At 37.1% G+C, this 24,782-nt stretch carries 24 protein-coding genes and 1 riboswitch; of the genes, 23 read left to right on the top strand and 1 reads right to left on the bottom strand.

The window, feature by feature from the left end; translation table 11 throughout:
- Positions 1-17: 17 nt before the first annotated feature.
- From NST00_RS10930 to NST00_RS10900, 7 genes are all read left to right on the top strand, one after another.
- Positions 18-1,013 (top strand): thiamine pyrophosphate-dependent dehydrogenase E1 component subunit alpha, encoded by a 996-nt coding sequence (locus NST00_RS10930; RefSeq protein WP_016837765.1) that lies wholly within the window; start codon positions 18-20, stop codon positions 1,011-1,013.
- A 1-nt stretch (position 1,014) separates the two neighbouring features.
- On the top strand, positions 1,015-1,998 hold the full coding sequence (locus NST00_RS10925) for an alpha-ketoacid dehydrogenase subunit beta (protein ID WP_016837766.1): 984 nt from the start codon (positions 1,015-1,017) through the stop codon (positions 1,996-1,998).
- Between the two features lie 11 nt (positions 1,999-2,009).
- Complete coding sequence (locus NST00_RS10920) at positions 2,010-3,302, top strand: dihydrolipoamide acetyltransferase family protein (RefSeq protein WP_016837767.1); 1,293 nt, start codon at positions 2,010-2,012, stop codon at positions 3,300-3,302.
- A gap of 132 nt (positions 3,303-3,434) precedes the next feature.
- Complete coding sequence (locus NST00_RS10915) at positions 3,435-5,129, top strand: methylmalonyl-CoA mutase family protein (RefSeq protein WP_340709962.1); 1,695 nt, start codon at positions 3,435-3,437, stop codon at positions 5,127-5,129.
- Positions 5,126-7,273, top strand: a complete 2,148-nt coding sequence (gene scpA, locus NST00_RS10910; RefSeq protein ID WP_340709961.1) for a methylmalonyl-CoA mutase — start codon at positions 5,126-5,128, stop codon at positions 7,271-7,273. Before NST00_RS10915 ends, scpA begins: the two co-directional genes overlap by 4 nt.
- Positions 7,270-8,355, top strand: coding sequence for a methylmalonyl Co-A mutase-associated GTPase MeaB (meaB, locus tag NST00_RS10905; protein ID WP_016837770.1), 1,086 nt, complete (start codon positions 7,270-7,272; stop codon positions 8,353-8,355). The genes scpA and meaB overlap by 4 nt, the downstream gene beginning before the upstream one ends.
- A gap of 117 nt (positions 8,356-8,472) precedes the next feature.
- A complete protein-coding gene (locus NST00_RS10900) occupies positions 8,473-8,913 on the top strand; it encodes a BrxA/BrxB family bacilliredoxin (protein WP_340709960.1) in 441 nt (146 codons plus the stop codon).
- Between the two features lie 228 nt (positions 8,914-9,141).
- Here the strand turns inward: NST00_RS10900 and prli42 are convergent, their stop codons facing one another.
- Positions 9,142-9,234, bottom strand: coding sequence for a stressosome-associated protein Prli42 (gene prli42 / locus NST00_RS10895; protein WP_016837772.1), 93 nt, complete (start codon positions 9,232-9,234; stop codon positions 9,142-9,144).
- 125 nt (positions 9,235-9,359) lie between these two features.
- Between prli42 and mce the strand changes: the two genes are divergently transcribed.
- From mce to NST00_RS10815, 16 genes are all read left to right on the top strand, one after another.
- Entirely contained in the window at positions 9,360-9,758 is a 399-nt protein-coding gene (gene mce / locus NST00_RS10890; protein ID WP_016837773.1) for a methylmalonyl-CoA epimerase, read from the top strand.
- Positions 9,759-9,776: 18 nt separating this feature from the next.
- Positions 9,777-11,324: an acyl-CoA carboxylase subunit beta gene (locus NST00_RS10885; protein ID WP_016837774.1), complete on the top strand. Its 1,548-nt coding sequence runs from the start codon at positions 9,777-9,779 to the stop codon at positions 11,322-11,324.
- A gap of 206 nt (positions 11,325-11,530) precedes the next feature.
- Positions 11,531-11,709: riboswitch (cobalamin riboswitch) on the top strand.
- A 118-nt stretch (positions 11,710-11,827) separates the two neighbouring features.
- Complete coding sequence (locus NST00_RS10880) at positions 11,828-12,574, top strand: energy-coupling factor ABC transporter permease (RefSeq protein ID WP_340432768.1); 747 nt, start codon at positions 11,828-11,830, stop codon at positions 12,572-12,574.
- Position 12,575: 1 nt separating this feature from the next.
- The gene (locus NST00_RS10875; RefSeq protein WP_340709959.1) at positions 12,576-12,869 is read left to right on the top strand and encodes an energy-coupling factor ABC transporter substrate-binding protein; all 294 of its coding nucleotides are present in this window, start codon (positions 12,576-12,578) and stop codon (positions 12,867-12,869) included.
- Entirely contained in the window at positions 12,866-13,648 is a 783-nt protein-coding gene (gene cbiQ / locus NST00_RS10870; protein WP_340709958.1) for a cobalt ECF transporter T component CbiQ, read from the top strand. The genes NST00_RS10875 and cbiQ overlap by 4 nt, the downstream gene beginning before the upstream one ends.
- A gap of 1 nt (position 13,649) precedes the next feature.
- On the top strand, positions 13,650-14,504 hold the full coding sequence (locus tag NST00_RS10865; protein WP_168412201.1) for an energy-coupling factor ABC transporter ATP-binding protein: 855 nt from the start codon (positions 13,650-13,652) through the stop codon (positions 14,502-14,504).
- A gap of 8 nt (positions 14,505-14,512) precedes the next feature.
- Positions 14,513-16,114 carry a precorrin-3B C(17)-methyltransferase gene (gene cobJ, locus NST00_RS10860; RefSeq protein ID WP_026019029.1) on the top strand — a complete coding sequence of 534 codons (1,602 nt, stop codon included), beginning with the start codon at positions 14,513-14,515 and terminating at the stop codon, positions 16,112-16,114.
- 13 nt (positions 16,115-16,127) lie between these two features.
- Positions 16,128-17,030, top strand: a complete 903-nt coding sequence (locus NST00_RS10855; protein WP_016837780.1) for a sirohydrochlorin chelatase — start codon at positions 16,128-16,130, stop codon at positions 17,028-17,030.
- Positions 17,027-17,803 carry a precorrin-6A reductase gene (cobK, locus tag NST00_RS10850; RefSeq protein ID WP_340709957.1) on the top strand — a complete coding sequence of 259 codons (777 nt, stop codon included), beginning with the start codon at positions 17,027-17,029 and terminating at the stop codon, positions 17,801-17,803. The genes NST00_RS10855 and cobK overlap by 4 nt, the downstream gene beginning before the upstream one ends.
- Positions 17,800-18,438, top strand: coding sequence for a precorrin-8X methylmutase (locus tag NST00_RS10845; RefSeq protein WP_340432784.1), 639 nt, complete (start codon positions 17,800-17,802; stop codon positions 18,436-18,438). Before cobK ends, NST00_RS10845 begins: the two co-directional genes overlap by 4 nt.
- Before the next feature lie 5 nt (positions 18,439-18,443).
- Positions 18,444-19,553, top strand: a complete 1,110-nt coding sequence (locus NST00_RS10840; RefSeq protein ID WP_340709956.1) for a cobalt-precorrin-5B (C(1))-methyltransferase — start codon at positions 18,444-18,446, stop codon at positions 19,551-19,553.
- Positions 19,543-20,751, top strand: a complete 1,209-nt coding sequence (cbiE, locus tag NST00_RS10835; RefSeq protein ID WP_168412197.1) for a precorrin-6y C5,15-methyltransferase (decarboxylating) subunit CbiE — start codon at positions 19,543-19,545, stop codon at positions 20,749-20,751. Before NST00_RS10840 ends, cbiE begins: the two co-directional genes overlap by 11 nt.
- Positions 20,744-21,448 (top strand): precorrin-2 C(20)-methyltransferase, encoded by a 705-nt coding sequence (gene cobI, locus NST00_RS10830; RefSeq protein WP_096551009.1) that lies wholly within the window; start codon positions 20,744-20,746, stop codon positions 21,446-21,448. The genes cbiE and cobI overlap by 8 nt, the downstream gene beginning before the upstream one ends.
- A complete protein-coding gene (gene cobM / locus NST00_RS10825) occupies positions 21,445-22,224 on the top strand; it encodes a precorrin-4 C(11)-methyltransferase (RefSeq protein WP_096551011.1) in 780 nt (259 codons plus the stop codon). Before cobI ends, cobM begins: the two co-directional genes overlap by 4 nt.
- On the top strand, positions 22,221-23,369 hold the full coding sequence (locus NST00_RS10820) for a cobalt-precorrin 5A hydrolase (protein ID WP_340709955.1): 1,149 nt from the start codon (positions 22,221-22,223) through the stop codon (positions 23,367-23,369). The genes cobM and NST00_RS10820 overlap by 4 nt, the downstream gene beginning before the upstream one ends.
- On the top strand, positions 23,369-24,736 hold the full coding sequence (locus tag NST00_RS10815) for a cobyrinate a,c-diamide synthase (protein WP_340710175.1): 1,368 nt from the start codon (positions 23,369-23,371) through the stop codon (positions 24,734-24,736). The genes NST00_RS10820 and NST00_RS10815 overlap by 1 nt, the downstream gene beginning before the upstream one ends.
- Positions 24,737-24,782 lie beyond the last annotated feature (46 nt).

Below are 24,782 nucleotides of genomic sequence, written 5' to 3'. Positions count from 1 at the left end.
GAAAGGGGAGTGTATCAATGTCCGACTTACATCATGCACAATTAGGCTTATCAGACAACGATGTGTTACAAATGTATGAAACAATGCTTTTAGCTCGTAGACTTGATGAACGTATGTGGTTACTAAACCGAGCTGGGAAAATTCCATTCGTTATTTCTTGTCAAGGCCATGAAGCTGCTCAAGTAGGGGCTGCCTTTGCGTTAAATCCAACAAGGGATTATATTGCACCATATTACCGTGATATGGGAGTTGTGTTGCATTTTGGGATGACACCAAGGGATTTAATGTTGTCTGCGTTTGCGAAAGCAGAAGATCCAAACTCCGGTGGTAGACAAATGCCTGGACATTTTGGTTATAAAAAGAATCGAATCTTAACTGGATCATCTCCAGTAGCAACTCAAGTACCACATGCTGTAGGAGTTGCTTTAGCAGGAAAATTACAAAACAAAGAATTAGTTTCTTTTGTAACATTGGGAGAAGGTTCCACAAACCAAGGTGACTTCCATGAAGGAGCAAACTTTGCTGGCGTTCATAAATTGCCAGTTATCATCATGGTAGAGAACAATAAATATGCCATCTCTGTACCAGTTGAAAAACAATTGGGCGGTCGCGTGGCTGACAGAGCTATTGGATATGGAATGCACGGTGCTTCCGTTGATGGCAAAAATCCTTTAGCTGTTTATAAAGTGATGAAAGAAGCCGTTGATCGTGCACTTAGAGGTGAAGGTCCGAGCTTAATCGAAGCAGTAACTTATCGATTAACGAGCCACTCTTCCGATGATGATGACAAATATCGTTCTAGGGAGGAAGTAGCAGAAGGGAAAGCAAACGATCCGTTGCTGTTATTTGGTAACTACTTAATCGATACAAATGTCGCAACGAAAGAAACTCTTGAAGAAATAAATGACAAAGTGATGGCAATTGTGAATGATGCGACAGATTATGCAGAAAAAGCACCTTATGCTCCCCCAGAACATGCGTTGAAATATGTTTATTGGGAAGGGGATGAATAAGATGGCGGTAATGTCTTTTATTGAAGCGATTAATTTGGCGATGAAAGAAGAAATGGAAAGAGATGAAAACGTTTTTATTTTAGGAGAAGACGTTGGTAAAAAAGGTGGAGTATTTAAAGCTACTCAAGGATTGTATGAACAATTTGGTGAATGGCGCGTTTTAGATACGCCTCTAGCAGAAAGCGCAATTGCCGGTGTAGCCATTGGAGCTGCAATGGTAGGAATGCGTCCAATCGCTGAAATGCAATTCGCAGATTTCATTTTGCCGGCTGTTAACCAAATTGTCTCTGAAGCAGCCAAGATCCGATATCGTTCAAATAATGATTGGAGCTGTCCGCTTGTTGTTCGTGCTCCATATGGTGGTGGTATCCACGGTGCGTTATATCATTCCCAATCTGTGGAAGCACTATTTGCCAATACACCAGGGTTAAAAATTGTCATCCCTTCCACTCCATATGATGCAAAAGGATTACTAAAAGCAAGTATTCGGGATGAAGATCCAGTTTTATTCTTTGAACATAAACGGGCATATCGATTAATCAAGGGAGAAGTGCCGCTTGATGATTACGTGTTGCCAATCGGTAAAGCAGACGTAAAAAGAGAAGGGGACGACATTACTGTTATTACTTATGGACTTTGTGTCAATTATGCCCTTCAAGCAGCTGAGCGCCTTCATGACGACGGAATAGAAGCGCACATTTTAGATTTACGTACGGTATATCCACTGGATAAAGAAGCAATCATTGAAGCCGCAAGCCGTACTGGAAAAGTACTTCTCGTTACGGAAGATAATAAAGAAGGTAGCATCATGAGCGAAGTTGCAGCCATCATTTCCGAAAACTGCTTATTTGACTTGGATGCACCAATCATGAGATTAGCGGGTCCGGATGTTCCAGCTATGCCATATGCACCAACGATGGAAAGATTTTTCATGATCAATCCTGAAAAAATTGAACGGGCTATGCGGGAATTAGCCGCTTTTTAAGGGGGATACGTATGTCAGTTGAAAAAATTATCATGCCTCAATTAGGAGAAAGTGTTACAGAAGGAACAATTGAAAAATGGCTTGTTAAACCTGGAGATCATGTAAATAAATACGATCCTATAGCGGAAGTTTTAACGGATAAAGTAAATGCGGAAGTACCTTCATCCTACACGGGCATTATCAAGGAATTAATTGGTAAAGAAGGCGAGACGTATCCGGTAGGAACGGTGATTTGTACGATTGAAGTAGTTGAGGAAAAAGAATCATCAAATATAAGTGAAGCCATTCGCAATGCGACGAAAGAACCTGTGAAAGTAAAAGTGAATGAACCAAATTATGGGGAAAACATTCCAAAACAAAAAAATCGATATTCTCCAGCTGTATTGAGATTAGCGAGCGAACACAATATAGACTTAGAACAGGTAACTGGTACAGGATTAAATGGTCGCATTACGCGTAAAGACGTTCTAAACTTTATTGAGTCAATGAAGGATGGAAACGTACCGTCCGTTGAACGACAAGTACAAGAGCCTGTTCAAACTCAAGAAACAAGTCCGTCGCCATCACCAGTACAACCAAAACCAATTCACATTGAGAAACAAGCAGGTGATGTGGAAATTCCAGTATCCGGCCTTCGTCGTACAATCGCTAACAATATGGTGAGAAGTAAGCATGAAATTCCACATGCTTGGTTGATGATGGAAGTAGATGTAACAAATCTTGTACAATATCGTGATTCCATTAAAAAACAATTTAAAGAAAAAGAAGGATTCAACATCACATATTTTGCATTCTTTGTCAACGCTGTTGCTCAAGCATTAAAAGAGTATCCAATGCTTAACTCTGTTTGGGCTGGAGATAAAATTATTCAGAAGAAAGATATTAACATTTCAATTGCTGTTGCGACAGACGATGCCCTATTTGTTCCGGTAATCAAAAATGCAGATGACAAATCCATTAAAGGGATTGCAAAAGAAATTAATGAATTGTCTCAAAGTGTTCGAAGCGGAAAATTAAAGAGTGATCAAATACAAGGTGGAACATTTACTGTAAATAATACGGGCTCATTCGGTTCTGTACAATCAATGGGTATTATCAATTACCCTCAAGCGGCGATCTTACAAGTGGAATCCATTGTAAAAAGACCAGTCGTTATTAATAATATGATTGCAATTCGCGATATGGTGAATTTATGCTTGTCAATTGACCATCGAATTTTAGACGGTTACATTTGTGGGAAATTTCTAAATAGAGTAAAAGATATTCTCGAAAATACAAATTATTATGAAAAGAATATTTATTAAAAGTGCTAGAAAGCCTTGTAAATCAAGGCTTTCTTTAATTTTTATACTTTATTGGTAGCGGTTTCTAATGTATTATAAATATTATAAAAATTTATAATTTGATGAAAAGGGGGAAGCTGTTTAGCGAAGTCTATGTCAAACAACATGCATGAGATCGATTTTCCATCCGCAAGTTATGAAGAGTGGAAAGAAACAGCTATAAAATCTTTAAAGGGGAAGCCATTTGAATCACTCTTTACTAAAACAATTGAAGGGGTTGCAATACAACCGTTATATACACAACAAATGTTGGTGGAAAAATTAGGGGACCAATTAGAAAAACAAGTAAACACGATTCGTGCGCTAAATTCTACAAAATCTGTTCAAGCTGCCCAAACAATTTATGCTGAAAATACAAAAGAATTCTTTGATAAAATAAAAGATAGTGTTAATCGCGGTAATGGTTACATTACAATCGATAGTAGAATCCTTGAATGGGACGAAGAAGCTTTAACTCAATTAGCTAATTACTTAATTGAGTATCCATTTAAATTAATCGTACACGAAAACAAGATTTTAAATGTATTTTCAAAAATTCAAGAATCTGATCGTGAAAAAGTTAGAGGATTTGTTCTTACAAATGAAGCAATTACGCTTGATGATTTTCCGATGGTTCGGACTTTTGCGGCAAATACAGTTCCTTATCATAACGATGGTGCACATATTGTACAAGAACTTGCTCTTGCGCTAGCTCAAGGGGCAAAATATGCCGAGAAGTCTGAATCCTTTGAATCCTTTGCAAATAAATTTTTCGTAAATTTTGCAATTGACACTTATTTTTTCCAAGAAATTGCAAAATTGCGTGCCTTTAAAGTTTTATGGAAAGCCTTTGCTACGGCATACAATGCGGAAGCAGTTCCAGTTCCAGTATTGGTGGAAACATCATTACGCAGTTTCTCTAAATACGATATTTACGTAAATTTACTCCGTGCTGGTAATGAAGCCTTTGCTGCGTTAATCGGAGGAGCAGATGCCATTACTGTTCACCCATACGATGTATTAACAAAACCGACTGAACAATCCGTTCGTATTGCAAGAAATGTCGTGTTAGTGTTAAAAGAAGAATCATTTGTTGATGATGTTCTTGACCCTGCAGGCGGTTCATATTTCATAGAAACTTTAACGGCAGAATATGTAGAAAAAGCTTGGGAATTATTCCTTCAAATTCAAGAAGCAGGTGGCATTGACGAATTCGAAAAATCCGGAAAATTACAATCAGCTATTGAAGAAGTCTATAAAGAGCGTATTCGTCAAGTAGAAACGAGAAAACATTCGTTAATTGGTACAAACATTTATGCGAATCCAGCTGATCTGCTGCAAACAGAAACAAATCCGTTATATAAAGATATTAAGCGTTTAGCAATTCCATTTGAAATGCTTCGAGAGCAATACAGTCAAGTGAATCCAAAAATCGGCATTCTCACTTACGGAAAATTAAAAGACTTTAAACCTCGAGCGGACTTTGTAGAAGGATTTTTCGCAACAGCTGGTGTTGTACCTGTAGAATCCGGTGAAATTGAATCGATTGAAGAGGCAAAAAATTGGTTACAGCAAACGGATGCTGATTATGTAGTGATTGCTGCTACAAATGATCAAACAAAAGAAATCGTACCAGTTTTATTGGAAAGTAAAAAAGAAGGCTTAATTTTAGATGTTGCAGGGAAATTCCCAGAAGAAGAAACAGACTGGTTATCTCAAGGTTTAAACGGATTTATTTTTGCAGGTCAAAATATTGTGGAAAAGCTCACTGCGCTTCTTGAAAGCTTGAAGGGGGTACAACAACAATGAAACCAAACTTTCATTCTGTAAATATACAAGATGTAATAAAAAGTGAACAAATTCAACCATCTCATACATTTAAAACAAATGAAGGAATTGAAGTAAAAGAATTTTATAAGAATGAAGATATAAAAGACGTAAAACATTTACAAGACTTCCCAGGAATCGCACCAAATACCCGTGGGCCATATCCAACAATGTATGTAGCGCGTCCATGGACTGTTCGCCAATATGCAGGTTTTTCAACGGCAGAAGAATCGAATGCATTCTATCGAAGAAATTTAGCAATGGGTCAAAAAGGTTTATCGGTTGCCTTTGATTTGCCTACACACCGAGGTTATGACTCCGACCATCCTCGCGTAAAAGGGGACGTGGGAAAAGCGGGCGTTGCCATTGACTCTGTGGAAGATATGAAAATTTTGTTTGATGGCATTCCTCTTGACCAAATGTCCGTTTCTATGACGATGAACGGGGCCGTTATTCCAATCATGGCCTTCTACATTGTAGCGGCTGAGGAGCAGGGAGTAACGCCGGAAAAACTTGCTGGTACAATCCAAAACGATATTTTGAAAGAGTATATGGTGCGTAATACGTACATATATCCTCCAGAAATGTCTATGAAAATTATTGCTGACATTTTTGAATATACAAGTAAATACATGCCTAAGTTCAACTCTATTTCCATTTCCGGCTATCACATTCAAGAAGCTGGTGCAACGGCGGACATTGAATTAGCATATACGTTAGCAGATGGATTGGAATATGTACGAACAGGACTTAAAGCTGGCATCGACATTGACTCCTTCGCTCCACGATTGTCCTTCTTCTGGGGCATTGGTATGAACTACTTTATGGAAGTAGCAAAAATGCGTGCAGCTAGAAGAATTTGGGCACAAATGATGAGCACATTCAATCCAAAAAATCCGAAAAGTTTAGCTTTACGTACACACTCCCAAACTTCTGGATGGTCGTTAACAGAACAAGATCCGTTCAACAACGTAACTCGTACGTTAATTGAAGCAAATGCTGCTGCGATGGGCCATACGCAAAGTTTACACACGAATGCTTTGGATGAAGCGATTGCGCTTCCAACAGACTTCTCAGCTCGCATTGCACGTAATACGCAATTATTCTTACAAGAAGAAACGCTTATGACAAAAGTCATCGATCCATGGGGCGGATCTTATTATGTGGAAAAATTAACAGATGAGTTAACGAAAAAAGCTTGGGAGTTAATTAAAGAAATTGAAGAGCTGGGTGGAATGGCTAAGGCGATTGAAACAGGTCTTCCAAAAATGAAAGTAGAAGAATCTGCTGCAAGACGCCAAGCAAAAATTGACTCTAAAGTGGAAACGATTGTTGGCGTAAATAAATACAAATTAGACGTTGAAGAACCAATTGATATTTTAGATATTGATAATACGCTAGTTCGTCAAAAACAAATTGAAAGACTTGAAAAAATGAAAGCAGAAAGAAATGAAGAAGAAGTGCAAAGACATCTTGAACGTTTAACGAAAGCTGCAGAAACAGGAGAAGAGAATATGCTTGCTGTTGCAGTTGACGCTGCTCGTGCTCGCGCGACACTTGGTGAGATTTCCGATGCCATTGAAAAAGTTTGCGGACGCCATAAAGCAGTTATCCGTTCAATTTCAGGTGTATATTCATCTAACTTCTCCGATAATGAATTAATTGAAGAAGTAAAACAAATGACAGATGAATTCCTAGAAAACGAAGGTCGTCGCCCGCGTATTTTAATTGCGAAAATGGGACAAGACGGACATGACCGCGGTGCAAAAGTCGTTGCTACTGGTTATGCTGATCTTGGATTTGACGTGGATATTTCACCGCTATTCTTAACACCGCAAGAAGCGGCACAAATGGCAGTGGAAAACGACGTGCACTGTGTAGGTGTTTCTTCTTTAGCAGCAGGCCATAAAACGTTAGTACCTGAATTAATTGAAGAATTAGAAAAATTAGGTAGAGGAGATATTATCGTTGTCGTTGGAGGTGTAATCCCTGCTCAAGATTACCAATTCCTATACGATAAGGGTGTATCTGCAATCTTTGGACCAGGTACAGTAATCCCAGTTGCAGCGATTAAAATTATTGAAGAAATCTATCGTCGATTAGGTTATGAGGAAGTGTCTGAATGATGGACGAAAAAAACGCAGAAGAGACTGCACTACATGTCATGAAAGGCATTGAAAGCAAACACGATGGAATGACATATGTTGCGCCAAAAAAATTTCGAAAAAAGCGGCAACAACAAGTTGATATAAAGCAATTAGCGAGTGAAGTGCGCGGAGGAAAGCGCACTTCGCTTTCAAAAGCAATTACTTTAATTGAAAGTTCCAATCATGAACATAAGGTGCTGGCTCAAAATTTATTGCAAGAATTATTACCTTTTACAGGAAACAGTATTCGGATTGGAATAACGGGGGTTCCCGGAGCAGGTAAGAGCACTTTTATTGAAGCGTTTGGTACAATGCTTTGCGAGATGGGGAAAAAAGTTGCCGTTCTTGCAATAGACCCTAGTTCTACCATTTCCGGCGGCAGCGTTTTAGGGGATAAAACACGAATGGAACATTTAAGCCGTCATCAAAACGCATTTGTACGTCCTTCACCAAGTGCCGGTACCTTAGGCGGTGTTCATAAAAAAACGCGGGAAACGATGCTTCTTTGTGAAGCAGCTGGATACGATATTATTCTAATTGAGACTGTCGGAGTAGGGCAAAGTGAGACGTATGTGCGTGGTATGGTTGACTTTTTCCTTCTTCTCGTCTTAACAGGCGCAGGTGATGAATTACAAGGCTTGAAAAAAGGCATTATGGAATTGGCAGATGGTATTGTTGTCCATAAAGCTGATGGAGACAATGTAAAAAAAGCGAAAAAAACCGTTCAAGAATATAGGAAAATCCTGCATTTCTTACAACCGTCAACTCCCGGTTGGGAATCAAAAACTGTTCCTGTTTCATCCTATGAAAAAACAGGATTGGAAGATGTTTGGGAAATGATTTTATCGTTTGAAAAACAAATGAAAGAATCCAGCTACTGGTTCACAAGAAGAAGGGAACAAACAAGTGATTGGTTCCATTCAATGATTACCGACCATCTAATTGATTCATTTTTTGGTAATAAAGAAAACAAAGAATTAGTGAAAAAGCTGGAAGAAGAAATATTGCAAGGAAAATTAACCGTAACGCAAGGTATACACAAATTGTTCCCCAATCAGTAACTGCGTTTAGGTTGTAATCCATGTATAAAACCATTTCAGAGAATCCTTTTGAAGTATTTGCAATTAACTTTTCCTTCTTCTATGTTAAAATTAATACTTGAAAGGAGATTGAAATGTATGAGTATGGATTACGATTTATTTATGCAAGAAATTATTACCACTGCACGAGCTGAAATGGAGAATGCTGGATATGAGCAATTAAGAACTACAGAAGATGTAGAAAAGGCCTTTGCACGTCCTGGAACTACTCTTGTCATGATTAATTCTGTATGCGGCTGTGCAGGAGGTATTGCGCGACCTGCAGCGGCAAGTGCAATTCATTATGATAAACGTCCAGATCATCTAGTAACGGTTTTTGCTGGACAAGATAAAGAAGCAACGGCTGCTGCTCGTGCGCATTTTGGAGACGAACATATTCCTTCATCACCAGCTTTTGTTTTACTGAAGGACGGAAAAGTTGTCGCTGATATAGGACGTCATGAAATAGAAGGACACGATGTAATGTCAGTTATTACAAATTTACAAGCCAATTTTGAAGAATATTGCGATGAAGTATAATTAAACCAAAAATAGAATCCGCATACTCGTATCAATCAAGTATTGCGGATTCTAACTTATTCATTTCATGAATAGAGAAATTGCTTACTATATTTTCAGAAATCATTTAATTTTATTTCTATAACAAATTTTTTTAATTGTTTCTGTTGTGGTACAGTGTTATTGGTTGATATACATTTTTTCAAAATAAAAAAGCGATTACATATCTTGTAACCGCTGCAAAGAATGTTAGAAGAATGATAAACCGAATGCTAATGTTGAAAGTAACATGATTGCAATCATCGCGTAGACTATAATTTTTTGAAATTTTTTGTTGCTCATATTCTCGCTCTCTCCTTTTTTTCATAGGATTAGTTTATCAAATCTGAAAAATTTCTCAAGTACGTAGCGGAAATTTCGTAATTTCGCTACAATAGATTATGTACTATAACAGAAGGGGTGGCATGATGGAAAAAGTCGATCATATTGGAATCGCAGTAAAAAACCTAGACGATTCAGTAAAATATTATACTGAAGTTTTAGGTTTGAAATTAGAAAGAATTGAAGAGGTTCCATCGCAAAATGTACGAGTAGCATTTATCGATGCTGGGAATGTACATATTGAATTATTACAACCCTTAAGTGAAGAAGGGGCGATTTATAACCATATACAAAAACGTGGAGAAGGAATTCAACATATTTGTTTTAGCGTAGATAATATTCGAGAAAAAATGGCTGAATTAAAAGAAAAGGGAGTTCGCCTTCTGTCTGAAGAGCCTATACCTGCAGCTGGGGGAGCTGAAGCATGCTTTATTCATCCAAAAGATAGTTTTGGAGTTTTATATGAACTATATGAAAAAAAGTGATAAAGGGGTTAAGAAATCATGGATATGTTAGATAAAATCGATGAAATGTATGACCGAAAAAGAGAGATTTATTTAGGCGGTGGGGACAAGCGCATTGAAAAGCAACATGAAAAAGGTAAGCTAACAGCTCGTGAACGTATTGATCTATTACTGGATGAAGGCACTTTCGTTGAAATAAATCCATTTATAAAACATAGAGTAACAGATTTCGGCATGGGTGAACAAAATGGCCCTGGTGACGGTGTTGTAACTGGATACGGTAAAGTGAATGGCCGTCCTGTTTATTTATTTGCTCAAGATTTCACAGTATTCGGCGGTGCATTAGGAGAAATGCACGCGAAAAAAATTGCTGCAGTGATGGATTTGGCTGCAAAAAATGGAGCGCCATTCATCGGCATCAATGACTCTGGAGGTGCCCGTATTCAAGAAGGAGTATTATCATTAGACGGTTATGGCCACATCTTCTATCGCAACTCGATTTATTCTGGGGTTATTCCACAAATTTCTGTGATTATGGGTCCATGTGCTGGCGGTGCTGTATATTCTCCAGCAATTACAGACTTTATTTTAATGGTGGATAAAACATCCCAAATGTTCATTACTGGTCCGAAAGTAATTGAAGCGGTTACAGGAGAAAAAATTTCATCAGAAGATTTAGGCGGTTCAAAAGTGCATAACACAATTAGCGGTAACGCTCATTTCCGCGCCCCTTCTGAAGAAGAAGCGATTGAACAAATTAAGAGATTATTAAGCTATTTACCACAAAGTAATAAAGAAAAAGCACCAAAATTACCACGCCCTGAAGGAGACGATTGGCGTCCTGAATTAATTGACGTTGTTCCAATTGAACCTACACGTCCTTACGATGTTCGTAAAGTAATTGAACAAGTGGTGGATGAAGGTTCCTTCATGGAAGTGCATTCTGAATTTGCGAAAAACATTGTTGTAGGATTTGCTCGTATTGCTGGACAATCTGTTGGATTAGTTTGTAACCAACCAAAGGCCTTAGCAGGTGGTCTTGATATTGACTCATCCGATAAAGCTGCCCGTTTCATTCGCACTTGTGATGCATTCAATATTCCAATCATTACATTTGAAGACGTATCAGGATTCTTCCCTGGCGTTAAACAGGAACATGGCGGTATCATTCGTCACGGTGCTAAAATCTTATATGCTTATTCTGAAGCAACCGTTCCAAAAATTACAGTCATTTTACGAAAAGCATATGGTGGAGCATACGTTGCGCTAAATTCAAAAGCCATTGGTGCAGATTTAGTATTCGCTTGGCCAAATGCAGAGATAGCCGTAATGGGTGCTGCTGGTGCTGCTAACATCATCTTTGCGAACGAAATTGCAAATTCAGAAGATCCGGAAGCTACACGCCAAGCAAAAATTGAGGAATATAAAGAAAAATTTGCTAATCCATATGTTGCTGCTTCACTTGGAATGGTTGATGATGTAATCGATCCAAGAGAAACTCGCATTAAGTTAATTCAAGGATTAGAAATGCTTGAAAATAAAGAAGAATCAAGACCTAAGAAAAAACACGGAAATATTCCGCTATAATTGTGAAAGTTTCCAATTACGTACCATTAGAAGCACAAGCTAATCCCAGTTTGTACTTCGATTTTTCCAAAAATTCAAATTGGTTCTAACAATATTTCATATCAAAAGGTAATGAATATTATATGAATTTAGTAATTATTTTGTCTTATTTATAGAAAGATATAGAAATTTTTCAAACAATATGCTACAATTCAACTAAATTTCAACAACTGAATAATCTATACGGTGCTAATGAAAATTAGCTTAAAAGGGAAACTAGTGAGAATCTAGTGCGGTCCCGCCACTGTGAAGAGGAGCTCAAAATCAAATGCCACTGTGCAAACGGGAAGGCGATTTTGTAGCGATGACTCTAAGCCAGGAGACCTGCCGTATGGAGTGGATGGTAGTGTCCTACGAGGATAGGTACACGAATAGGCATGATTGGATTATTATGTCTTATTGTGGGACACTGCTAGTTTGGCAGTGTTTTTTTATTTTCAAATTTTCATTTTAGGAGGAATTTTATGAAAGTCTCAATCAAAATACTTTACTTTCTAGCAGTATTATTAATCATTCCTAATACAGCTTTTGCTATGCATATCATGGAAGGTTTTTTACCAATCAAGTGGGCTATATTTTGGTGGCTCCTTACATTCCCTTTTTTAATCATTGGATTAAAGAAAATGAGTAGTTTAGTAAAGAGAAATGCTGAGACGAAGTTATTACTAGGTTTAGCGGGTGCATTCACTTTTGTATTATCCGCATTAAAAATTCCTTCGGTTACGGGAAGTTGTTCTCATCCTACGGGTGTTGGATTAGGAACCGTATTATTTGGACCATTTGTAATGAGTGTTTTAGGTACCATCGTGTTATTATTCCAATCATTATTATTAGCCCATGGAGGTTTAACAACGCTTGGCGCCAATGCGTTTTCGATGGCGATTGCTGGACCTTTTATCGCCTATGGAGTATTTAAAGGCTTCAATAGGATCGGTTTGCCCTTTACTCTAGCAGTTTTCTCAGCAGCAACATTGGCAGATTTAGGTACATATGTCATTACATCTATTCAACTTGCACTAGCCTTTCCATCTGAAGTTGGTGGAATTTTCGCTTCATTTGTAAAGTTTGCTGGCGTATTCGCTGTTACACAGGTACCATTAGCAATTATTGAAGGATTGATTTCAGTAATGGTGATGAATTTCTTATTGAAATACAACGAAAGAGAATTAAAGTTACTTCAAGTACTAAAGAAACCCCAGGAGGTGAAGTAAGATGTTAAAAAAGAATATGCTTTTATTAATTTTGATCATTTTTTTAATGATTGTCCCGCTGATTTTTAACGGAGATGCAGAATATGGTGGTGCAGATGGAGAAGCGGAAGGATTAATTACAGAACTGAACCAATCCTATGAACCATGGTTTTCAAGTATTTGGGAGCCTCCTAGTGGTGAAATAGAAAGTTTATTATTCGTACTACAAGGAGCAATCGGTGCAGGGTTCATTGGTTACTTTATAGGATATATGCGAGGCCGGAATAGGGGCGGGAATGCAGAGATACAGAAATGAGAATGTTAGAATATTTCGCTTATCAATCACCTTTAAGAAATAAACACCCAATCGAAAAAATGGGATTTGCTCTTATTCCATTAATATTGAATATCGTATTTCAACATGTTCTTACATCCATATTCATATTTTGCATCATGACAGTTATTACTTTAATAATCGGAAAAGTTCCGATTCGCCTATATTTGAAGTTATTGCTTATTCCAGTGGTATTTCTAATTTCAAGTATACTAGTCATTTTACTCAATTTTTCAACTAACCCTATAGAAGGTGCCATTTTTCAATCTATTATTGGTCCCGTCACGATTTCAATTTCGATAACGAGTGTTGAAAAGGCATTGATGCTATTTGTTGTTGCTTTATCGAGTATTAGTTGTTTGTATTTTTTAATTTTATCTACGACGATTCAAGATTTTCTATATGGATTAAGGTGTTGTAAAGTACCAACTACTTTATTGGATTTAATTGCATTAATGTATCGATTTATATTTATATTTCTTGATTCCAGCAGGACAATCTATCTTGCACAAATAGCAAGGTTAGGTCACAGTTCTTTATTAAATTCTATCAAATCAATTGGGCTTATAATCAGTGCTTTGTTTATTAAGGTATTTCAAGAAATGAAAGACTTAAATAATGCGATAAATGCAAGAAGTGTAGATGGCTATTCAGCAGTCATTTCAAGAGAACTTCATTTTTCAACAAGTAGTTGGATATTTACGTTGTTAGTGAATTTGTTCATTATCGTCTTTTATTTCACCGTTGGGAGAGTTGGTTAAAATGAATACTCCTTTGTTTGAATTGAAAGAAGTTTCTTATACCTATGAAGATGGAACAGAAGCTTTACAAAAAATAAATTTACAAATTGATCAAGGAAAAAAAATTGCTTTGTTAGGTAGTAATGGAGCAGGGAAATCTACTTTAATATTGCATTTAAATGGTTTATTAAAACCAACCTCCGGAACAATTTATTTTAAAGGACAACCATTATCCTATTCAAAAAAAGAATTGTTAAATGTTAGACGAAAGGTTGGAATTGTTTTTCAAAATCCAGAAACCCAGTTGTTTAATGGAACTGTTTGGGATGATATTGCCTATGGGCCATTTAATTTACATCTAGCAGAACAGGAACGAAAGTCGTTGATAGAGAAAGCAATTAATCAAACAGATGTTGAATCATTATTAGATAAACCGATTCACTTTTTAAGTGTTGGGCAAAAAAAGCGAGTTTCCATCGCTGGAGTTCTTGCTATGGATCCTGAAGTCATCATATTAGATGAGCCGACTGCATCTTTAGATATTTATTACACAAGGAAAATACGAAAATTGTTAAACGAACTTCATTGTGACGGGAGAACACTCATTCTTTCTACTCATGATATTGACTTTGCTTATGAATGGGCTGACGAAGTCGTTGTGATGCATCATGGAGAAATGTTATATCACGGTGCTTTTTATCGTTTGTTTGAAGAAAACAAGGACATTGTGAAAAAAGCAAATTTAGAAACATCCATAATATTCGAAATTGCGCAAATGATGAAAATGCAAGGACTCATTTCAAAACTAGATGATGTACGTTCAAAAGAAAAAGTAATCGATGTACTTCATGATTGTTTCATGAAGGCAAAGAATTAAAAGGGGTGATGAGTTTGAAGGGAAAGCTTTACATTGTCGGATTTGGTCCAGGTGATGCTAATCACATTACCTATCGTGCAGTTGAAGCAATCAAAGCTAGTGATACAATCATTGGCTATAAAACTTACGTCGAGTTAATTAAAGATTTATTAGATTCCAAACAACAAATTATTAGTACAGGGATGACAGAGGAAGTATCACGAGCACAAGCGGCAATAAAACTTGCTGAAGCGGGGCACCATGTGTCGGTCATTTCAAGTGGTGATTCAGGTGTATACGGTATGGCTGGTTTAATTTATGAAGTGCTCATTGAACAAGGGTGGAATAAAGAAACTGGGGTTGAAATTGAAGTTATTCCTGGCATTTCTGCAGTTCATTCTTGCGGTTCCCTTCTTGGAGCTCCAATAATGCATGATTCATGCACAATTAGTTTAAGCGACCATTTAACGCCATGGTCTATTATTGAAAAAAGACTGGAAGCAGCGGCAGCAGCAGATTTTGTAATTGCTTTATATAATCCTAAAAGCGGTAGGAGAACAAAACAAATTGTAGAGGCTAGGAGAATTTTATTAAAATACCGGTCACCGAATACGCCTGTTGGACTCGTAAAGAGTGCTTATCGTGAGAGACAAAATATTGTAATTACTACGCTAGAAAAAATGCTAGATTACGAGATTGGTATGCTCACAACGGTGATTATCGGAAATTCTTCCACTTTTGTGTATGATGACTTAATGATTACACCGAGAGGATACAAACGAAAATATACGCTTGATAGCGAGATTCAACCATTGAAACCTCATGAACGATTAAAAAAGGAAGCTGAACCTTGGTCTTTAGAAAATCTAGATTCGAAAGAAAGTGAACTATTTAAACAAAAAACGCCATTTCAACTTGCATGTGAAGCAATTGCCATGCTAGATCAAAAGCGACATTTCGTTGTAGAACAGCCAAGCAATATGTCTATTTTTGAATTTGCGGTAAGCCCTGGAGTGGCAAACAAACGATTTACTCCGGAGCAATTTCAGCTGTTAGCAGAAATTGTGGGAAATGAAGGAAGGATGGACTATTCAAGGGATCATCAGTTACTCATAAGTATTCCAACCAATAATCCTAAAAAAATAGTAGAGCAAATATCAAACGTTGGATTGCTAGTGATGCCGGTTGGAAATGTCGTTACGGTAAAAGCTTGTGATTTTTGTGATGGTGAAAAAACCGAACCCATTCCATACGCGGAAGAACTTCAAAGACGATTTGGAGGAAAAGCCATGCCGAAAGAATTAAAGATCGGTATTAATGGATGCGGAATGGCTTGTTACAACGCAGTTATGGAAGATATCGGAATCGTTTACCGAAAAGGTAAGTTTGATGTGTTTTTAGGGGCAAAACCAGTTGGGCGTACGGCCCATCCTGGACAATTAATTGAAGAAGGACTAGAAGCGGATCAATTAGTTGATTTAATCGAAAAAATTATTGAGGAATATAAAGAACATGCTCATCCAAATGAAAGACTATTTAAATATTTTAAACGGAAAAAAGTGCTAGCAGGCTACGAATATCAAGATAATGAACCAAAATTGAATTTACAACCGATCCCTTGTGTAGATTAGGAGGAAGAAAATAATGACAAAAGCCATTTTGTTTGTAGGACATGGAAGTAAGTTAGAAGCAGGAAATAATGAAGTAAGGGAATTTGTGGAGCAATTATCCCCTTTAATAGATGCTAATTTATTAGTTGAGACTTGTTTTTTAGAATTTGCTGAACCTACCATTTCTCAAGGAATTGATTATTGTGTTGAAAAAGGTGCAACAGAAATATATGTAATTCCGATTATTTTACTACATGCAGGACATTCAAAAATTCATATTCCTGCTGAAATTGTAGAAGCACAAAATAAATATCCCCATGTGAAATTTACGTATGGTGAAGTTGTTGGAATTCACGAAGAAATACTTCAAATTTTACTAGAGCGTTTGCAAGAAATCGGTTTTGATACACAGGCAAAACATGAAGACACAGCGATTTTATTAATTGCTCGTGGTGGAAGCGATGAATACGCAAATGGTGATTTTTATAAGATTACAAGACTTTTATGGGAAAAACTAGATGTTCCAATAGTAGAAAGTGCTTTTATGGGAGTGACAGAACCATTAGTTGATGAGGGTATTGAACGTTGTATCAAACTCGGTGCGAAAAAAATAATTATGCTTCCATATTTTCTATTCACAGGCATTTTAATCGAACGAATGAAAAAATATTGTGAGCGTTTCAATGAACAATACCCGAACGTAAAAATAGAGATTGCACATTATTTTGGAAATCATCCACTTTTAAAATCAGTGATCATTGAGCGAATGGATCAAGCACTAAATGGACACTCAAAAGGTGTTAAGGACTTGGAGAATATTCAAAGGTTAAAGCAATTGGGACTCATTTCTCATCATCATCATGACCATGAACATCATCACCACCATCATGACCATGAACATCATCATCATGATGAAAAAACGGAAGTGAAACCATGATTCTGTTTTTAGCAGGTACAAGCGATGCACGAGAGTTAGCAATTTTGTTAAAAAAGGAAGGCTTCCCCCTAATAGCCACTGTAGTAACAGAATCTGCTGCAAAAAGACTTACTGATGAAGGAATCAATGTAAGAGTTGGTCGCTTAAATGAAGAAAAAATGTTTGAATTTTCAAAGAAAAATGGGGTGACTGCAATTGTTGATGCAAGTCATCCCTTTGCAGAGGAGGCGCATAAAACAGCGAAATCCGTAGCGGAACAATTAAAAATCCCATATATACGATACGAAAGAGAACAATCAAAGCTAGAACAAGACTCTATTATTTATGTTTCAACTTACGAAGAAGCAGCGGAACTCGCAGCAAAGAAAAAAGGAGTTGTCATGTTAACAACCGGCAGTAAAACATTAGAAATCTTTGCGAAAAAATTATTGCCACTAAATGATGTTCGCGTAATTTGCAGAATGCTTCCCCGAATCGATAATATGCAAAAATGCGAACAACTTGGCTTCCCTCAAAAAAATATTGTAGCAATGCAAGGACCTTTTACAAAAGAGTTAAATACTGCCTTATTTAAGCATTTCGGAGTGACACTCATGATAACAAAGGAAAGTGGAAAAGTTGGTGCTGTTGATGAAAAAGTAGAAGCTGCAAAAGAATTAGGGATTGAGACGATTGTGATTACAAGACCAAATATACAATTTGGCAATGAGTTTCACAAAATGGAGGAAGTTGTAGAATTCTTAAAAATACAAAGAAACGAGGGTGTGCTATGAATTTTAAACCGATTACGGTAGAACCGAATAAAATTTATGATTATAGTTTTGCCATTATTGAAGAAGAGATGGGTGAACATCATTTTTCTGAATTGGAATGGCAAGTCGTGCGTCGAATTATTCATGCTTCAGCAGATTTTGAATTAGGAAGGAGTGTTGTATTTTCTCCTGGTGCAGTTGAAGCAGGCATCAAAGCAATTCGAGAAGGAAAACATGTGATTGCCGATGTTCAAATGATTGTCAGCGGCTCAGGAAGGAAACGATTTCAAAAATATGGCGGAGATTTGCATTGCTATATCGGTGACGAAGATGTGGCACAAGAAGCAAAAAAAGAAGGAGTTACACGGGCAATTATGTCCATGAGGAAAGCTATCCGTGAACATGTAGGAGGAATTTATGCGATTGGTAATGCTCCTACAGCATTATTAGAGTTAATTCGCCTTATCAATGAAGGCATCGCAAAACCCGACTTAATTATTGGGATGCCTGTCGGATTTGTTTCCGCAGCTGAGTCGAAAGAGGAACTTTTAAAACTAAAGGGAGTACCTTATATCACAAATGTTGGTCGTAAAGGAGGTAGCACGGTAACCGTTGCCGCATTAAATGCTATTTCGATTTTAGCTGATCAGGTGTGAGGTATATGCAAAAACAGAAAAGAAAAGATCCTTCTGAACTTAGGGAAGGTTATACAACGGGTGCTTGTGCAACAGCATGTGCTAAAGCGGCATTAATCGCATTAATCACAAAGCTAGAACAAAAAAAAGTAATGATTCATCTGCCTGTGGGAAAAGATGTTGAATTTTCAATCGAAAAATGTGAAATAAGAGATATTGAAGTAAAATGTTCCGTAATAAAAGATGGTGGAGATGATCCTGATGCAACTCATGGAGCAATTATTGAAGCAACTGTTTCTTGGAGAAAAGACAAGGAAATTTTTATTGATGGCGGCAAGGGAGTAGGCCGAGTAACAAAACCTGGATTACCAATTGAAGTGGGACTAGCTGCCATTAATCCCGTTCCACGTAAAATGATTCAAACAGAAGTTGAAAAAGTCTTACAGCAATATGGAATTGAAACCGGAGTAAATATTATCATCACTGTCCCCGAGGGTGAAGAAATTGCTAAAAAAACATTAAATAGTCGTCTTGGCATCATTGGAGGTATTTCAATTTTGGGAACAAGGGGAACGGTCGTTCCTTTTTCCAACGCCGCTTATATGGCAAGTATTGTACAAGCAATATCTGTAGCAAAAGCAGCGGGTAGTGAACATCTTGTCTTTACAACTGGTGGAAGAAGTGAAAAATTTGCCATGAGCATGTATGGTGAGCTTCCTGAAGTTGCTTTTATTGAAATGGGAGATTTTGTTGGTTTTTCAATGAAACAGTGCAAACAATTAGGCATTCCGAAAGTATCTTTAGTCGGGATGATGGGGAAATTTTCAAAACTTGCCCAAGGTTCCATGATGCTTCATTCAAAAGGTTCTCAAGTCAATTTTGAATTTCTTGCATCCATTGCTAGAGAAAGTGGCGCTACCAATGAAAGTGTTAGACAAATTCTTCAAGCAAATACAGCAAATGAAGTAGGGGAAATCATGAAAGAACAAGGATGTATGAAATTTTTTGACAAATTATCGGAACTTTGCTGTAAAGAAATCTTAAAACATGTTGGTGGCGGATTGATTGTTTCAACTGCGATTTATTCAATGAAAGGTGAATTATTAGGAAAGGCGGAAATAATTGATGCCCATTAAATTGATTGGAATTGGTGATAACGGTGCACAAGGTTTGCATCCACAACTCATCGAATGGATTGAAAGTGCAGAAGTTCTCGTTGGTGGAGAAAGAGTATTATCATTTTTTCCAAACTTTAATGGAGAAAAAATATTATTGAAAACTAAAGTAATGAGCGTTATAGAAAAGCTAGAAAATAGGAATCAAAACATTGTGATTTTAGCCTCTGGCGATCCATTGTTCTATGGAATAGGAGGCCTCATTTCGAAAAAACTTCCAGTTGAAATTTATCCTTATGTAAGTTCAATTCAACTTGCAGCCGCAAAGTTCGGAATTAGTTGGCATGATGCTTATTTTGTCAGTATTCATGGAAGGCCGATTAAAGGACTAGCGCAAAAAATCGATGGAAAAGACAAAGTGATTATATTAACGGATGAAAATAATTCGCCAAATAATCTAGCATCATACTTAATAGAGTTTGGAATGACCGAATATGAAGCATATATTGCTGAAAACTTGCAAGGAGAAAAAGAACGTTGCAGAAAAATGACGCTTGAAGAAATGAAGCGAGCAAGCTTCTCCCCTTTAAATGTTGTAATTTTAGTAAAAATTCAGCAAACAAAAAATTGGTCTCTTGGCATAGATGATGAAGAGTTTTATCAACGAAAACCGGAGAAAGGTTTAATCACGAAAAAAGAAGTTCGTGTTTTATCCATTAGTGCATTGAATTTACATGAAAAAAGTATTGTTTGGGATATCGGCACATGCACCGGTTCCGTTGCAATTGAAGCAGGGAAGATTGCAAAAGAAGGTAAAATTTTTGCCATTGAAAAAAATGAAGAAGATATCAAAAACTGTCTTCTTAATCAACAAAAATTTCGGGTTGATTTCACTGTTGTACACGGAAAAGCACCAGAAGGCCTTGATAAGTTTCCGAATCCCGATGCTATTTTTATCGGTGGTACGGGTGGAAACATGGAGGAACTATTAACCGTATGTTGTGAAAGATTAAACAAGAATGGCCGCATTGTTCTAAATGCTGCAACAATCGAAAACTTATATGAATCTATCAAAATATTTTATAAGTTAGGATTTCATACAGAAGTTACCCAAGTACAAATTGCGAGAAGTAAACAAATATTATCGTTGACTCGATTCGCTCCATTAAACCCTGTGTTTATTGTAAGTGCAAAACGAAAGGAAGATGAGGATGTGTAAAGGTGCTTTATATGGCATAGGTGTAGGACCTGGAGATCCGGAATTACTTACCGTTAAAGCTTTTCGGAAACTTCAAGAATGTCCTGTAATAGCCTATCCGAAAAAAATGCGAGGTTCAAAAAGTTATGCGTATAAGATTATAGAAGTTTATATACGTCCTGAAGAAAAGGAAATGTTAGGACTTGTATTTCCAATGACGAAAAATGAGGAAGTATTAGAGAGGGAATGGAATAAAGCCGTTGATATAATTTATGAAAAAATTGCTCAAGGGAAAGACGTGGCATTTGTTACTGAAGGAGACCCGTTATTATATAGCACTTTTATTCATCTAATGAAAGTAATGAAGGAAAAATATCCTGATGTAGAGATTCATTCCATACCTGGTATTTCCTCCGTTAACGGTGCAGTATCCCGATTAACCATTCCACTAGCGGATGGTGATGAACAAGTGGCTATCATTCCCGCAAATGATGATGTTGAAAAGATGAGAAAAGCAATTGAAAATCATGATGCTGTAGTATTTCTAAAAGTTGCAAAGGTTATTGATGTGTTGCTAGAAATGCTTCGAGAATTAGGATTAGAAAACAAGGCACATGTAGTTACAAAAGTTACATCTGACGAGGAAATCTTATGGAATATCAACGAATTAGAAGGTGCCGATTTAAATTATCTATCATTAATGGTGGTGCGCAAATGAAGAAAATTTGGATAATTGGAGCAGGTCCAGGCGATCCCGATTTAATAACTGTAAAAGGATTACAAATGTTGCAAGAAGCAGATTGTATTCTTTATACAGACTCCCTTGTTAATGAAGAATTAATTGCCAAAGCAAAGAAAGAAGCAGAAATTATTAAAACAAGTGGAATGCATTTGGAAGAGATTGTTTCAATCATAGTCGATCGAGTAAAACGTGATAAATTAGTTGCCCGCATTCATACTGGAGATCCATCGATGTACGGTGCCATTGCTGAACAAATAACATTATTGAAAAAAGAAGGCATTGGGGTAGAAATCATTCCTGGTGTAAGCTCTGTTTTTGCTTCTGCAGCGGCAATACAAGCAGAATTAACGATTCCAGAATTAACACAAACTCTTATTTTAACCCGCGCTGAAGGTCGTACACCTGTACCGGAAAAAGAAAAATTAAAAGATTTAGCAAGCCATCATTGTACAATCGCTCTTTTCCTAAGTGCAACATTAACGAAAAAAATAGTGAAGGAATTAAAAGAAGCGGGGTGGCAAGATGACACGCCCGTTGCGGTAATTCAAAAAGCTACATGGCCAGATGAAAAAATCGTTCGTACAACACTCGCGAATCTCGATCAAGCGATGAAAGAAAATGGCATTCGGAGTCATGCCATGATTTTAGCAGGATGGGCACTTGACTCTAACCTTTATGAAAAGGATACGTATCGCTCAAAGCTTTATGATGCCGAGTTTACTCATGGCTATCGGAAAGGAGTTTCAAAGTGATTCAACTTGTGGAAGAGGAAATTCCAAACATTCATCAAAAAAATGATTATGCAGTTGTTGCTATAACAAAACATAGTGTAGAAATTGCTCGGAAATTACAAGGACTTTTTCCTAATTGTGACCTTTATTATCCGCAAAAGTTTTGTAAAGCTGATGAAGATAGCTTAAGCATCCAACTATATGATGGCAATGTTCGAATTCTGTTATCAGCGATTTTTAACAAATATAAAGGTCTGATTTTATTTATTTCTCTCGGTGCAGTTGTACGCATGATAGCACCTCTTATAAAAGATAAAAAAATTGATCCAGCCGTTGTTGTTATAGATGATTGTTGTAAAAATGTAATCAGTGTGCTTTCCGGTCATCTAGGTGGAGCGAATGAATTAACGCGAGAAATCGCGGCATTGCTTCATGCAAACCCTGTGATTACGACGGCATCAGATGTTCAGCAAACTATCGCTGTTGATTTATTTGGCTCTCGGTTCGGTTGGGTTTGGGATTCAGAAGAACATTTAACGAAGGTTAGTGCAGCTGTTGTGAACGAAGAACATGTTGCTGTTGTACAGGAAAGTGGAGAGCGTTCATGGTGGATATATGATCGCCCATTACCAGAAAATATAAAAATTTATCAATCCATTTTGGAAGCAATCAATGCAAAACCAAGCGGTGCTCTAATTGTTACTCATCGGTTACTCACACCAGAAGAGACACCAATTTTACAATACGGCATTATATTTAGGCCTAAAATAATTGTAATAGGAATCGGTTGTAATCGTGGAACAAGTGCGGAGGAAATTCATTTCGTCATTGAAGAGACGTTGCTTGAGTTAGGATTTTCATCAAAAAGTGTAAAAGCCATTTGTACGATTGATCTAAAGAAAGATGAAGAGGGTTTATTGCAAGTTGTAAACGAAAGAAATGTGGAATTTTGTACGTACACAGCTAAAGAATTGAATGAAATGCATATCGAAGAACCATCAGAAACGGTTTATAAATATACTGGAGCATATTCCGTAAGTGAAGCAGCAGCAAAACGTTATTTACAATCAAATTCACTAGTTCTAGTCAAAAAGAAAAGTGGGAATGTAACAATTTCTGTTGGGGTACTCGAGCATAAGGAGGATTTTCCGTGGCAAAAAGATTAATGATTGCAGGTACATCGAGCGGGGTTGGAAAAACCACTTTAACAATCGGAATCATGGCGGCATTGAAAAAACGAAATCTTGTCGTTCAAGGATTTAAATGTGGTCCAGATTATATTGATCCAACCTATCACACTGCCGTTACAAAACGAGTTTCTCGAAATATTGATAGTTGGATGTTCAGCCACGATGTCATTCGCGATATTGTGGAACGCAATAGTCGTGATGCAGATATAACAATTATTGAAGGTGTAATGGGGTATTTTGATGGAAAAAATCCATTAGAAAATACTGGTTCTGCTGCTGATATTGCGGACATTACTGAGAGTCCAGTTCTTCTCGTAGTGGATTGTGCAAGTATGGCAAGAAGTGCTGCTGCGATTGTAAAAGGCTTTCAAACAATCCATGTACCATCACGTATTGTTGGCGTAATAGCCAATCGTGTAGGAAGTGAGAGCCATTTTAACATTGTAAAAGCTGCCATTGAACAAGAATGTCATATTCCTGTGATTGGTTATATGAAGAAAAACAATGAACTCCACTTGCCAAGCAGGCATCTCGGGTTAATTCCTGCTATTGAACGGGGAGATTTAGATTCTTATTTTGAAATGCTGGCAACAGAAGTTGAAAAAACGATTGATCTTAATAAACTACTAACGATTTCTGAAACAAACAGCTTAGAAAAAGTGAATCATTCTATTTTTGAAGAAAATTTAAAGGGGAATGTGAAAATTGCAGTAGCAAAAGATGCTGCTTTTAATTTTTATTATGAAGAAAATTTACAATTGCTCCGAGCTCGAGGGGCAGAACTTCTTTTCTTCTCACCGTTAGCAAATGATCCAGTACCGGAAGATGTTGATGGTTTATATATTGGTGGAGGCTTCCCGGAAGAATTTGCTGAAAAGTTAGCGAGTAATGAAGTGTCGAAACAATCCATCAAAGTAATGATTGAAAAAGGTGTTCCAACTGTTGCTGAATGCGGTGGATTTATGTATTTAACAAAATCCATTGAGACGACAGAAGGTATGAGTTATCCAATGGTTGGGGTAATTGATGGTAAAGTAGCCATGCAGTCCACACTTGCAGCCCTTGGATATCGTGAAATTTTTGGCATGAATGACAATTTCCTAATGAAAGAAGGAGAGGTTGCGAAAGGTCATGAATTCCACTATTCAATTTTCCAGCCAAATTCACTATATCCACCAGCTTATGAATTGAAAAGTCGATTTGGAGCAAAACGAGTTGGCTGCATTCTCCATTCTTTAATTGCAGGATATGTTCATTTCCATTTCGCCTCCAATTCAAAACTTGTAGATAACTGGATAAATGCATGTTTACAATTTCAAGAACAGAAACGAAATGCAATCTAATAATCTTAGAATGAAAAAGATGAACAAAAATATGAAGCAACAATGT

Origin of the sequence: Ureibacillus sp. FSL K6-0165 (genome assembly GCF_038004285.1) — a bacterium.
GTDB lineage: Bacteria > Bacillota > Bacilli > Bacillales_A > Planococcaceae > Ureibacillus > Ureibacillus thermosphaericus.
This window is presented reverse-complemented; position numbering and strand designations above follow the sequence as displayed.